This is a genomic window from Pedobacter caeni (assembly GCF_900129215.1).
Lineage (GTDB): Bacteria > Bacteroidota > Bacteroidia > Sphingobacteriales > Sphingobacteriaceae > Pedobacter > Pedobacter caeni.
Window position 1 is genome coordinate 358,639 of sequence record NZ_FQUQ01000002.1, and the last position, 13,097, is coordinate 371,735.

9 protein-coding genes are annotated in these 13,097 nt (G+C 42.0%); 3 read left to right on the forward strand and 6 right to left on the reverse strand.

Going from position 1 to position 13,097, the window contains the following annotated elements:
• Nucleotides 1-44: 44 nt before the first annotated feature.
• Genes BUC20_RS08905 through BUC20_RS08915 form a run of 3 tightly spaced genes read right to left on the reverse strand, consistent with a single transcriptional unit; the run spans nucleotide 45 to nucleotide 6,575 of the window.
• Nucleotides 45-3,299 (reverse strand): hypothetical protein, encoded by a 3,255-nt coding sequence (locus BUC20_RS08905; RefSeq protein WP_073230118.1) that lies wholly within the window; start codon nucleotides 3,297-3,299, stop codon nucleotides 45-47.
• A gap of 3 nt (nucleotides 3,300-3,302) precedes the next feature.
• Nucleotides 3,303-4,190 carry an ABC transporter ATP-binding protein gene (locus BUC20_RS08910; RefSeq protein ID WP_073230120.1) on the reverse strand — a complete coding sequence of 296 codons (888 nt, stop codon included), beginning with the start codon at nucleotides 4,188-4,190 and terminating at the stop codon, nucleotides 3,303-3,305.
• Between the two features lie 39 nt (nucleotides 4,191-4,229).
• Nucleotides 4,230-6,575: a TonB-dependent receptor gene (locus BUC20_RS08915; protein ID WP_073230122.1), complete on the reverse strand. Its 2,346-nt coding sequence runs from the start codon at nucleotides 6,573-6,575 to the stop codon at nucleotides 4,230-4,232.
• Nucleotides 6,576-6,686: 111 nt separating this feature from the next.
• Between BUC20_RS08915 and BUC20_RS08920 the strand changes: the two genes are divergently transcribed.
• Nucleotides 6,687-7,676 carry a helix-turn-helix domain-containing protein gene (locus tag BUC20_RS08920; protein ID WP_084528709.1) on the forward strand — a complete coding sequence of 330 codons (990 nt, stop codon included), beginning with the start codon at nucleotides 6,687-6,689 and terminating at the stop codon, nucleotides 7,674-7,676.
• 10 nt (nucleotides 7,677-7,686) lie between these two features.
• Here BUC20_RS08920 and BUC20_RS08925 read toward each other — a convergent pair whose 3' ends face one another.
• The 3 genes from BUC20_RS08925 to BUC20_RS08935 all read right to left on the reverse strand — a co-directional run bounded on the left by BUC20_RS08925 (nucleotide 7,687) and on the right by BUC20_RS08935 (nucleotide 10,355).
• The gene (locus tag BUC20_RS08925; protein ID WP_143166748.1) at nucleotides 7,687-8,964 is read right to left on the reverse strand and encodes a hypothetical protein; all 1,278 of its coding nucleotides are present in this window, start codon (nucleotides 8,962-8,964) and stop codon (nucleotides 7,687-7,689) included.
• A 232-nt stretch (nucleotides 8,965-9,196) separates the two neighbouring features.
• On the reverse strand, nucleotides 9,197-9,664 hold the full coding sequence (locus BUC20_RS08930; protein WP_073230126.1) for a pyrophosphohydrolase domain-containing protein: 468 nt from the start codon (nucleotides 9,662-9,664) through the stop codon (nucleotides 9,197-9,199).
• A gap of 97 nt (nucleotides 9,665-9,761) precedes the next feature.
• Nucleotides 9,762-10,355: an HD domain-containing protein gene (locus BUC20_RS08935; protein ID WP_073230128.1), complete on the reverse strand. Its 594-nt coding sequence runs from the start codon at nucleotides 10,353-10,355 to the stop codon at nucleotides 9,762-9,764.
• Nucleotides 10,356-10,656: 301 nt separating this feature from the next.
• On the opposite strand from BUC20_RS08935, the gene BUC20_RS08940 reads away from it, so the two are divergent.
• Nucleotides 10,657-11,832 (forward strand): hypothetical protein, encoded by a 1,176-nt coding sequence (locus tag BUC20_RS08940; protein ID WP_084528712.1) that lies wholly within the window; start codon nucleotides 10,657-10,659, stop codon nucleotides 11,830-11,832.
• A gap of 25 nt (nucleotides 11,833-11,857) precedes the next feature.
• On the forward strand, nucleotides 11,858-13,096 hold the full coding sequence (locus BUC20_RS08945; RefSeq protein WP_073230129.1) for a quaternary amine ABC transporter ATP-binding protein: 1,239 nt from the start codon (nucleotides 11,858-11,860) through the stop codon (nucleotides 13,094-13,096).
• The last annotated feature ends 1 nt before the right edge of the window (nucleotide 13,097 follow it).

Here is a 13,097-nt window from a genome sequence, read left to right on the forward strand (position 1 = left end):
TTCGAAATGAGCGTTCTTTTTATTGAAAATGGAAGCACAGCTGATTATTCCGCTGTGCTTTCAAAAGTTTTAACCAGCATCGGTTTGTCCTTTCCGGAGACGCTTGTTTTTAACAAATCATAAAATAACCAGGCATTAACTGGTTTCGCTGCATCCTTACTCTCTTTAAGGAAAGTACTGATGGCCTGATTCATGGCCTGTTCTCCGGTAAGTTTGCTGAGCTTATATAGCGCATCACTTCCTTTCTGACTGGATACATAGCCCGCATCTTCATCGGATTTGATTAAGACCGGTTCTGTGTTTTGTTCTTTTGCCCTTCCCTTGAGGTAGAGGTCGTGGCTTTTCTCCAGATGTTTTTCAAGAGAAGCTGCACCGTAGAAATGTTGTAATTGCTGATAAGCCAGGTAGCCGGGAATAGACTGGGTAATCACAGGAAAACCCTGGGTGCGACTGATATTTGCTTGTTGCATATATTGTTGTGCAATGAGTTTTGCAGTAATATAGCGCAGGTAGTCTAAGTCCTCCTGTCTGCGGATATCCGCGATCCAACCATGGTTTTCAGGCAGAATAATGAGGTTGCCGCTGGAGAAAAGATCCTGGTCATAACGCGGCCTTTCTGCGATCTTAAGGGTTTGATAAGGATAAGCCCCCAGGGTTTTATTTAAAAACTGAAGGGCTTCCTTTGCAGATTGCATCAGGTGATTTACATTGTAAGCATGGTCAGGATGGTAAGAGATTTCTATGTTAAGCGTCTTCCCTGCGATCTGTATCGTTTCTTTCTTTTGAGCATATTTTGCCGACAGGATATGAAAACTGAAAACATCAGGTTTTTCAGAAACAAACTGATAATGATGACGACCGTCCCTTTTCCATTCTTTTTTCAATAAACCTGGTGCCACTATCGTCTGATCAGCAGTGGTGCTGATGTTTAAGGTATAATTCATACGATCTGCCTGTGTGGATGCAAACGACTGTGTTGCAGCAAGAGGGTCCTTGACTTCCGGCAAACGGGAGCTGATTTTTTTCAGGTCGTTCTCGACCCGGTATTTGTTGAGCTTTAATGCTCTTCGGTCATCATAACCAAAATAAGGAATGAGGTCCTGAGAAAGAAATGTTCCGTTGAAGGTTAATTCTTTTTGTGGATCATCATTCGTGAATCCCTGATAATGCAGGCTCCCCTTGATGTTTAATGTCATTTGATCACCCGGCAGAAGGGGATGGCTCAAAAGATAGCTGTTGTGCCTTAGTTCCTGATCTGCTTTAACCAGCTTAAGTGTATAACCTGGAATACTGAGCTGGTCAATGACCGAGAAATCCATCCATTCTATGTGTAAGGTGTCTATGGGCTGATGGGTTGGATTGTTTAATTTTAAACTGCTGTTGTAGGTTAAACTTCTTTTTTCCAGATATAGCTCCAGCTGAAGTTCCAGATTCAGGATTTTTGGCTGAGGAGATGACCGGTAACGCAGATAGGTCTTTTCATAAAGCGCCTGCTCGTTGCGTTCCTCTGCTTTCGCCTGAAACTTGTTCTCTATATTTACGGTCTGGTAAATGATATGGTGACAGTAAAAGAAACCTGCACATCCGAGGACGAAAAGCAATAAAAGAACAGGGCTGAATTTTCCTTTTTTTAATATTCTTTTTCCCAGACCGGAAGGGGTACCACGTTGCCATAGCCATAGCCCGATAGAGAAAATCGCAAGGCCGAATGAGGTCCAGTAAGTCATGAACCAGGCATGGGAAAGCGAAAAAATGCCATTGCCGTTCATGTCTGTATTCATCGCTGATCCGGGTGAGAACATAAAATTCAACCTGTTTTGTTCAATCACTTCTATTTCATGTAAAATCACGCTAATGATGAGGATCAAAATACTGATCCAGTGTGTGGCATATCGGTTTGCAGTGATTCCGGCCACAAAGACACATAGAAAAATGTAAGTGAGGTATTTGGGAATCCAGCGGATAAAGAGGTCGTTGAAGTATACCTCAAGCTCAAAATGATGATAGCCTTTTAAGGCCTGAACGAGCATCCCGAATAACATTAAGCAGGTGGTAACGAGTAATGCCACCCCCAGCATTGCCATGATTTTGGAGGTCACAGTAACCCATGTGGGCAGGGGAAGCGCATCGCCAATCTGCCAGAAACCGGTGCTCTGGTTTTTAAACAGTAATTCTGTTGTATTGATGATGATAAACATCAGAAAATAAAAAGAGAGCGGGAGGGTAACCCCGGTAATTTCAATGGTGACGGGTAGGGTTGGGGCAGCGGAATAGTATTGTTGCTGCCAGACGGCGATATAACACACATAAATAATCAGCAACATGCCGAGGAAGATCTTAAATCCCAATGGCCTTACTACACTCTTAAATTCCAGCCAGGAAAGTGAAAAGGCTTTGCCGATTGCTGAAGAAAGAGAGAAGTGTTGACTGACCTTAGAGAGGGGTTCTGTATGTAAAACAGGTGTTGTAAGAAGCCGGGGGACATCCTGTATCTTTGTTTTACTTTTACCCTCATTCTTTGCCCCGAACTTATTGAAAGAATATTTTCTTGCAGCAATCAAAAGAGAAAGCATTCCAATGCTGATCCAGATCAACCTGTTGTAAAACAGATAACCAGAAAAACCCGGTGAATAATTGTTCTTCTGAGCAGGAGAGAAATGCTCTAACTGGGCATGTAAAACTGAAAAGGCAGTGGGATCAGCCAGGACAACACTGGCATTGTTGTTAAAGGAAGTCTCCGCGAAAATCATCAACAGCATCGCCGTAAGAGAAATTCCGTAGGCGGTTTTTGCACTCCGCGTAAAAACGGAAACGGAAAAACATAAGCTATAGATCACAAAGATATTGGGTAGAAAAACAAACAATACCGCTTTCAGTATCGCATTCCATGATAAGGGACCGAGATTGGCAACAGGAAGATAACTGTATAAAATGATCCCAAGCAGGTAGCCTGCATTTAACAACAGGAGTATGGTGATCGAGCCAAGGTATCTTCCCCAAAAGAAGGACTGCTGACTGGCCCTGGTGGTATAAAGCAGGGAAGAAGTACGGTAATCCAGGTCTTTGGCAAGTGCCGTTCCTCCCAGAATAGCGGTTACGATGAAGCCGATATAACCGATTCCTGCCAAAACGGTATAGAGGATGGCCGGGGCATTTGCATAGGTTTTATCCGCACCAAAGAACTCTCCGGTATGCCTCATGTAATAAAGGCCCTGTGCAATCATCAACAATAAGAAAATCCAGGTAAAGGGCTTTTTGAAATGTTGCTTCAGCTCGAAACTGAAAATAGTAGAGAACATATTTTATACGTTTTGCGGGGTGAAATCACTAGCGATCAATTGAAAATAATTGTCTTCCAGGGAAGGCTTTTTTGGTTCAAAACTTAGGTCCGGAGGCGAATCCGCCAGTACCGTAATGATGAGTTTTCCGGAATGGAAGCGGTTGGAAATGATGTTCATTGCTTTTTGATAAAACGGGAGTTCCTGTTTCTCAATCTGTTTTTCCCAAAGGCGGCCACTAAGTTCATTTTCTATGTCGGAGGGCTTACCGGATTTGATCACTTCTCCATTTCCGATGATGGCCATGTCGTTGCAAAGGGTAGAAACATCTTCCACGATGTGGGTGGAGAGGATTACGATGGTGTTTTCTCCGATTTCACTGAGCAGGTTGTAGAAGCGGTTGCGCTCCAATGGATCGAGACCAGCAGTAGGCTCATCGACAATAATGATTTTTGGGTTGCCAAGTAAAGCCTGGGCAATGCCAAAGCGTTGCTTCATTCCTCCGGAATAAGTGCTGAGTTTTTTCTTTCGGACCTCATAGAGGTTCACCCTGTGGAGCAATTCATTTACTGATGTTGTTCTTTCTGCCGCATTGTTCAGTCCTTTCATCTCTGCAATATGATTGAGCATTTCTACTGCGGATACATTGGGGTATACGCCAAAATCCTGGGGAAGGTAGCCCAGAATTCTACGCATTGCAGCAGGATCCTTTAAGACATCAATATCATCCAGATGGATGCTTCCTGAGTCTGCATCCTGTAAAGTAGCAATCGTTCGCATCAAGGTTGATTTACCTGCACCATTCTGACCAAGGAGGCCGAACATGCCGGTCCCTATTTGGAGCGACACATTCTTTAAAGCCTGTTTTCCGTTGGAATAGGTTTTGGTAAGGTTCTCTATATTAAGTTGCATTTTGTTTCTTTTTAAAAGGTGATTTGCTGATTTCTATACTTAGAACCTTACTTTTAGGGAACTTCCGTAAGTCCTTGGATTGCCGATTAATACCGGGGTAGTTGCTGCGGTTTGAGTGGCGTAAGCAAAAGAAAGATATTTTGCTTCCCCTATGTTTTTGGCCCATAAGCTCAACTCAAACTTCCTGTATTTAATGCCTGCAGAAATGTTGATCAGGCTGAAAGCATTTTGAGTCAGGTCGTTATAGTAGGTCATGTATTGCTTTCCGAAATATTTCCATTCAGGGATGACATAAAAACTGGTCTGGTCATTTGCATAGTAACGATAGGTGGCAGATAATGAAGAAGTGAAACTTGGAGTGAAAATCTGTTTGTTGCCAACAAAGTCCTTGTTTTCTGTCTTCGAAACAGGAAGTAGTAGTTTTTCATAACGGGTATGGACCACACCGATATTGTAGTTGACTTCCAGTCCTTTTACAGGAAGTGCTGTTAATTCAAGTTCTCCACCCTTGTTTGTCAACTCGCCGATGTTGTCTATCAGGTTTTCGGGTACAGTAAGCGTTTGTTGCTGATCTTTCCAACGTGTGTAGAAGAGTGCAACATTGGCCCTCAGGCGTTTATCCAGCCATTCTGATTTAAAACCGATTTCATAATTGTTGGTGTATTCGGGTTTATAGTTTAACCTGCTGGCATCAAGCGTGTAGGCATTAAATCCACCGGAACGGTAACCACGGGAATAAGTGGCATAAAGCAACAGGTCTGTTTCGGGGTTATAGGAAATGCTCAGCTTGGGAGAAAAAGCACCATTATGACCTTTTATTTTTGCTTCAGGCTGATACATCCATGGGTTTGGGGCCTTAAAAAAGCCCTGGATATAACTCATGTTTCTCTTTTCGTAATCATACCTCAGACCTGCTGTTAGTTCCCATTGACTACTCAAGGCATAGGAAAGGTTGGTATAGGCCGCAATACCATAAATTTTCCGGTCGGTATCTGTCGCCGAATCGTATGGCGGAAGCGGGGCGTTTGGATCTTTTGAGGGTGGCATGTCAGGACCGGTGAGGTAAATGGTATTGCCTTCTTTCCGATCTATAAAGCCAAATATGCCTCCTGTGAATTTTAATGCTTTCCTGCTGTCCGTTACGATTTTAAATTCCTGAGTAAGGGTGTTTTGCGGTGCTCTGGGTACCTCAAATGACATGGCATTGTAGGTGTCATAATCAATATCATAGTCTTTATAGGTATCGCTGAGATAGGTATAGCCTGTTACGGAAGACAATTCTATACCATTGGTCCGGTATAAGGCTTGCAATGAGGAGGTAACCAATTTTCTTTTCTCCAGGTTTGTTCCGTTCTGATTGATGACATAAGGGTTTTTCAGGGCTTTTTCTGCTCCTGGAACATAGGGGAAAGCTCCGGGGACATCGTTATGCTCTACCTTTGCATTGAAGGTGAAAGAAAGCTTGTCGCTGGCCAGATACTTCAGGTAGAAGTTGCCATTATAGGTTTCGGGCCTGTCGAACTTTCTGCCATCATACTGGTTGTGGAAATAGCCTTTACGTGTATCATATAAACCTGAGATTCCTGCAAAGAGTTTATCTTTAATCAAGGGGCCGGATAAGCCAATATTGTAGCGTTGAGCGTTGTAATTGCCAATCCCTGCTTCTGCAAAACCATGAAAATTATTGTCTGGCTTGCGGGTAATGAGGTTGATGACTCCACCGAGCCCGTTTCTTCCATAAAGTGTGCTTTGTGGACCTCTGAGTACTTCTACACGCTCGATATCCTGCATTTGAACACTGGCAGAATAGCCATCAAACATAGGAACTCCATCTATGTAAACTCCAACTACAGGATCCTGAGAAAAGGTCAGCACGCCACGGATAGACATGATATTGAGCGAAGGAGAGCCGATGTTCATTGACATCAGATTCGGGACTGCGAGAACGAGATCCCCCATTTCCCTGATGTTTCTTTCCTGAATCTGTTTCCCGCTTAAAGCAGAAACCGCCATTGGTACCTTCTGTAAGAGGTTTTCGCGTTTTTCGGCAGTAACGGTGACTGCATCTAATTGTATCGGCTGATGTTTACAGTTGATGTCCAGCTGAGCGGTTTCTCCTGCTTTAACGGAAATTTTATAACTTTCAGTATGGTAGCCCATGTGGATGGCAAAGATGGTATAGCTTCCAGGCATAAGATTGAAAGAAAAGCGGCCGTTTTTGTCACTGCTTCGTTCCAGTTTTAATTCTTTAATTTGTATAATTGCTCCGGCAACAGCCTGATTGTCTTCAGTATGGATGTATCCATTGATTTCTCCCCCCTTTTGGGCATTGGCCCGGGATAAACAAAAAATAAATAAGCTGAATACGAGTACTTTTTTAATCATATGTTTTAGATTGATTCTAAATAAGTGTAGTTTTATGGCGCAAAACTACTTTCCTGTTCTCGTTGGGGATTACGATTTCGGGAATAAAAATGACGCTAAAAGGAATAAATTATGAAGATCACATTGAATTTTTCCGACCTCCAGGATATGACAATGGAGCATGCCTTTCCAGACAACTACCACTATCTTGGTGAACCGATTGTAGAGCGGACAACCTCGCTGGAATGCTTTGGTGGAACAGGCAGCTACCGGGAGATCTTTTTTGAAGGTGTTCATATTGCATATGGGGACCTGAGGTTAAAGCAGCAGACGATCCTTAATTTTGAAAGTGATTTTGAAACCGTAGAGATGCATTTTGACCTGTCAGGAAATACGCTGACCAATATTTCTGGAAGTAATCGCATGCGTTACGAGTTCAATAGCAATCATCATAACATCATTTACGTTCCCGGGATTAAAGGAAACCTGCATTTTAATACCATGAGTACCCAGGTGCTGGAAATAAATCTGTCGATCCCGCTGTTTAAGAAGTTCATTGCAGATACGGAGATCTTTACAAACTTTATTCAGGAGATCAATCAGCAGAATCCTGCAATGCTGGGGCGGCACAATATGCCGATTACACCGGCAATGGTTTCTCTGATCCGCAGTATGCTGGATTGTAAGAAAGAAGGAATGTATAAAAGAATGTACCTGGAAGCTAAGGTTGTAGAGTTGTTGCTGCTCCAACTGGAGCAGTTTGCCTTTCATGATTGCAACTCCTTTTGTTCCTTAAAACCTGCGGACATGGAGAAAATGCACCATGCCAGGGACATTATTTTTACCAGGGCAAATGAAGTACATTCCCTGCGCCGGCTGGCACTTGAAATCGGGACCAATGAGTTTACGCTCAAAAAAGGCTTCAAAGAAGTGTTCGGGACTACGGTATTTGGAATGTTGAGCGATCTGAAGATGGAAGAGGCAAAACGCCTGTTGTCGGAAGGAGAGAAGAGCATTTCAGAAATCAGTGAATACGCCGGCTATAAAAATTGCACGCATTTTACCACCGCCTTTAAAAAGAAATATGGAGTTACTCCGGGAAAATATAAAGTAGAACTTTAACTTGTTATGGTCATGGTTTGCAGGAAATGATGGTAACTGAGGTTAGCTGATCATTTTTATCATAAAAATAAGATTTAAGACTACCATCTTTTCCTGTAATGGTTACCTGTTTAAATAATTGCTGCTGATCTTTGTCTCTTCCCAGATAGATTTGCCGCTCAGGGCTTTCCCAGATGAGCTCATTTTGCGAATTCAGTGTTTTTGGATTCAGGCTATAAAAATCGGATCTGCTGTAAAGATCGTCTGTTTCGTTTTTATACTGATAAATGGTTTCTGAGCTTGTGCTGCTTTCTCTGATGAGGCGTCCGTGTTTATCAAAGATATAATCTGTATTGCTGCTTGAAGTAGGGTCAGCTCCTCTGGAAAATCTCCTGACACATTGTTTCTGGTCGTTGAAGTAAAAGGTTTCAAAACTATAAGGCTGGCCGTTTTCAATTTGTACGGTATGATACCTGTCTTTTTCGTAAACAAACTGAGTGATTGAGCTGGTTGACCCATCGCTGGATACCAGTTTCCTGATCAGGCCTGAGTTGTCTATGCTGTATTTTAGGCTATAACTCAATTTTCCTTCATAAAAATGGTTCATTTCCAATACCTGATTTTTATCGTTATAGCGGTATGTACTATGGTTAGGCATCTTCTCTTTCATCAGGCTATCCTTGAACATCTCTGTAATTCTTTCCGGACAATTGCATTGGATATATTTTTTGGACTGGCTTAAATAATGGATCGTATTGGCGTTTTTAATCAGTTGAGCTGCATAATTCCCGTCGGGTAGGAATTTTGATGCCAGAATCTGTTTTATTTCTTCCTGTAAACCGATGCTGTTTTTGCGATCCAGCGTTTTCGGAACGAGGTCATCAGCAGAGCTGATGTTCAGGTAGGTTTTTATTGTTTTCATATACTGGTCTGGTTGAGTCACCAGAATTGGCTGATCTTTTCCATTTGAGATCAGCATTCCGTAGGCTTTTTTTGTATTGGGACGATAAAAGAAAAACGGTCCTGATTGATTGTGATAAGCTACGACTTTCTGTTCATCAATGTTGAATATTGGTAAGCTGGAGTAGACCGCCCCAAAATAAGCGTGTACTTCTTTACGGTGCTTTTTGTGTTTCTGATATTTACTGCTGCCATCATCTGATCCGAAAAATATCAGACTATTTACGGGCTCAGAAAAACTGATGGCCGCTGTTTCCTTTGGAGGCATCTTTTTGAGAAATAACTTTTGAGAAAAGGACTGAGTGGAAAACAGGTTTAATAACAAGCAGCAAAAAAGTATTCTTAACATCTGATCTGAATTTTGGTTGCGGATTTTAAATTACAATCTATTTTTTAGGTTTTCCGGGGCATTTTAATATCCGTCTGTAATCAGGGATTGTTTGTGGAGAACCGGTTATTATTCGAATAAGTCTGAAGTCTATGCCAGACCTGAAAATAAAGAAGCAGGATCTTTTTTAAAAGATCCTGCTTCTTTATCAAGGTTTGATCAGAAAGTTTTTGGTTTCCTGCCTGAACGGTTTTTAATAAATGATGCTTTTAAGATCCGCCGGAGAATAATTAATAGACTTTAAGGTCTTATCGTCATTGGATCTGTAGACCAGGAATAAGGAATCTTCTTCTTTATGATAAGCATTACATTGATGATTGTTCCTGTAATGTTGGATCGTCTCATTCGCCTCTTCTTCCGATTTGCAGGCCTTGCTCATGTTTGAACGGTGAACCTCATCAAAAAGTGCTTTAAATTTATCTGCCAGTCCGAATTCTAAAATGGCTCCTGATAACACATATTGCAGGTCACATAAGGCATCTGCGATTTCAACCAGGTTATTTTCTTCAACCGCCTGTTTCAATTCATTCAACTCTTCAGCGAGAAGAGAAACCCTTAGGTTGCATCTTTCTTTAGCAGGGATACCGGGAACATCTTTAATCGGATGTTTAAATGTTTTATGAAATTCTGCTACCTGATTTAGTGAATTGCTCTCTTGCATGTGTTTTTAATTTAAGATTTTACTCAATATTTCTGTCAAAAATAATATTTTCAAAGAATATATCAGGACCTGGGATGGGTGGATTTATAAGGGATTGTTAACTCTTCTTTAATATTCCCTTCTCAATGCTTTCTTCGAAAAGTACCTGTGTGTGATTCCATAGTATCTGGGAGCCACGCTGAATCCCGCTGGATTTCTTAATGACGGTTTCGTACTTTACATCGTATTCTGCCCAGGTGCCTCCCTCGTTGGATACATTTTGAAGGATCGGTTCCAGTCTGTCCATTGATTTGGCAAACCGGGCTTCAGCGGTTTCTCCTGCTTCGAATTCTTCCCAGACTGAAATAAATTCTTCTTTCTGTTGATCTGGTAAAAGGCCGAAAATTCTTTCGGCAGCAATTCTTTCTGCTTCAGTATTGGTATGATTTGCCGTGGTATCATATAAAAAGACATCTCCCGAATCAATTTCTACAATGTCATGGATGAGCAGCATTTTTACGACTTTCTGAATGTCTACTTTTTCGTTGGCATGTTCGGCCAGGACCATGGCCATCATGGCGAGATGCCAGCTATGCTCTGCATCGTTTTCGTTCCGCTGACTGTTAAAAAGGCGGGTTTTGCGTTGAATGTACTTGAGTTTGTCGATTTCGTGGATGAAGGCCAGTTGTTTGGCCAGGTGCTCTAAATTCATGTGATTACATTTGATGTTTAAGCATTGCAAAAGTAGTATTTTATATGGTAAGAAGGCCCTCTCCGGAGTGCCATTTCTGATAGAAACTTGGTTTATTGCTTATTTTTTCTTACCTTTGCATTGTTTTTAATTTAAACCTTTGCTGTTCTTACGCCATCTGCGCGTTATTTTCTTTTTAAGAAAACAGCACAATATCTGTTTAAATGCCTAAGGGAATTGACTCCCTGGAATTCATTATAATGTTTTATTTAAAGCATTTTATTACAAGCAGCAATTAAGCGGGCCTGTATTAAACTTTATTATGGTAAAATTCACACAGCTTATAGGCTGTTTAGTGCTATTTATAGTTGTCCCATTAGCCACAACTTTAGCCCAGGATACGGTAAGAACAATACCCGACACAGTGTCGGTCCCCATACGGTCAGACCAACCCAGCCTCAGGATCGGAGGTGCATTGCGGTTCAACTATAACCTCTCTTCCTGGAAGAAAGAGCAGGTAAAAAGAGGAGGAGATTTCGGACTCGATATGTTCCGGGTCAATGCAGACGCCTCGTATAAAAAACTTGATTTTCATGCAGAATATCGGTTTTATGCCAAATCCTCAGGAGGAAGCTTTTTAAAGGACGGTTATTTAACCTATCATTTCAACGACAGTACCAATCTGGCCATCGGACTCGTTCAGAATCCCTTCGGTAATACCACTTATAACTCTCACAACTGGTTTTTTAACCTGCCTTATTACCTCGGCTTTGAAGATAAAGCCTCCATGGGAATAAGGTTTCACCAACACAGCAAACGATGGTCTTATGATCTTGCCTTCTTCAAAAATGCAATGGAGCTGGATTTTGGCGATAAAACGGAAATTGATCCTTCCAGATATTCCTACGATGTTGCCGGCAGAAACAAAGAAGTAAATCAGGGAAACCTGAAAACAGAATACCTGCTGTCGGACAATAAACGCATTGGCATCTCCGGAATGCTTGGAGGAGTATATAACATTCCTACAGGGCAAATGGGTTCAAGATGGGCCGCGGCGATACATACAGACCTCAACTTTGGGAAACTGAATGTGAAACTTCAGTCGATGTATTACCAATATCATTTGGCGGATTCCGCACAGTATAAAGATGTACTCAGCCTTGCTGCTTATGGGTCGGCGTATGAAGTAGCCACTAAAGCCTGGTTGCATACCGCATCTTTTGCCTATACGGTACCTTTAAAATTGGGTCCGGTGACAGGGGTTACCTTTTATGAAAACTATTCTTACATGAGTAAGCCACAGGCCGGATATACCGATTCCCAAATGAATGTATTGGGTGGAATGGTCACTGCCGGCAATCTGGTGACTTATATAGACTGGGCAGCAGGGAACAATCAACCCTGGTTAGGCCCGGAATGGCAAAATGGATTGTCCTCGGGCAATGCAGACTCAAAATGGCATAGCCGGTTTAACATCAATATCGGCTATTATTTCTAACATCTAACATCTAACATATAAAGACATGTCTAAACTTAAGATAGAAGACCTCACACTCATATTCGGAAAGGAAAAAGAGGAGGCACTTTCATTATTGAAGCAAGGGAAAACCAAAGCGGAGATCCTTAAAGAAACAGGCTGTACTGTAGCAGTAAAAAATGCCAGTTTTGATATTGAACAAGGAGAATTCTTTGTGATCATGGGATTATCAGGAAGTGGTAAGTCCAGCTTATTACGTTGCCTGAACCGATTAATAGAGCCAACATCAGGAAATGTGATCTTAAATCAACGGAACATCACAAGTTTGGGAGATAAAGAGTTACAGGAAGTCCGCCGTAAAGAAATGGCCATGGTATTCCAGAATTTCGGACTCTTGCCTCACCGTACGGTGCTTGAAAATGTGGCTTTCGGACTGGAATTGCAGGATATCCCTCAAAAGGAACGTGAAGAAAAGGCAAAAACTGTGATCGATCTGGTCAGCCTGAATGGATATGAAAATCAACACACGGGCGAACTGTCTGGAGGAATGCAACAGCGTGTAGGCCTGGCAAGGGCATTGGCAAATGACCCGGAAATTCTGTTAATGGATGAGGCTTTTTCAGCACTGGATCCCTTAATCCGCACGCAAATGCAGGACGAGCTGATTGAATTGCAGGAAAAAATGCACCGGACTATTGTTTTTATTACACATGATCTCGATGAGGCCATTCGTCTTGGAGATCGCATAGCAATCATGAAAGATGGAGAAGTGATACAAATAGGGACCCCTGAAGATATATTAACGAACCCGGCAACGGATTATGTGTCTTCATTTGTAGAGAAGGTAGACCGTAAGTCGATCATTACAGCGGCCAGTCTGATGTTTGAAAAGCCAACGGTAGCTATTCTGCGAAAAGATGGGGTGGAAGGAAGCTTGCGCAAGATGCGTTCTTCCGGACTTACCTCTTTACCGGCGGTTTCGGTGGATAAACATTTTCTGGGTTTTGTATACCTGAAAGATATCCTCGAACTGAAAGCCAAAGGAGAACATACCATCGAAAAGGCCATCATTAAAGATATTCCAGTGGCTTATCCGGAAACGACCGTAGAACAGATGCTCCCTTTCATTGCAGAAAATGGAAGAGCAGTTCCGATTGTGGATATCGAGACAAACAAATTGATCGGGATCGTTGCGCAGACTTCTTTACTGATCGAAACTACAGGAGCGAGCTGGGAAAATGTTACAGGAAACACAATTGATAACCTTCAAAAAGAAATAATATAGT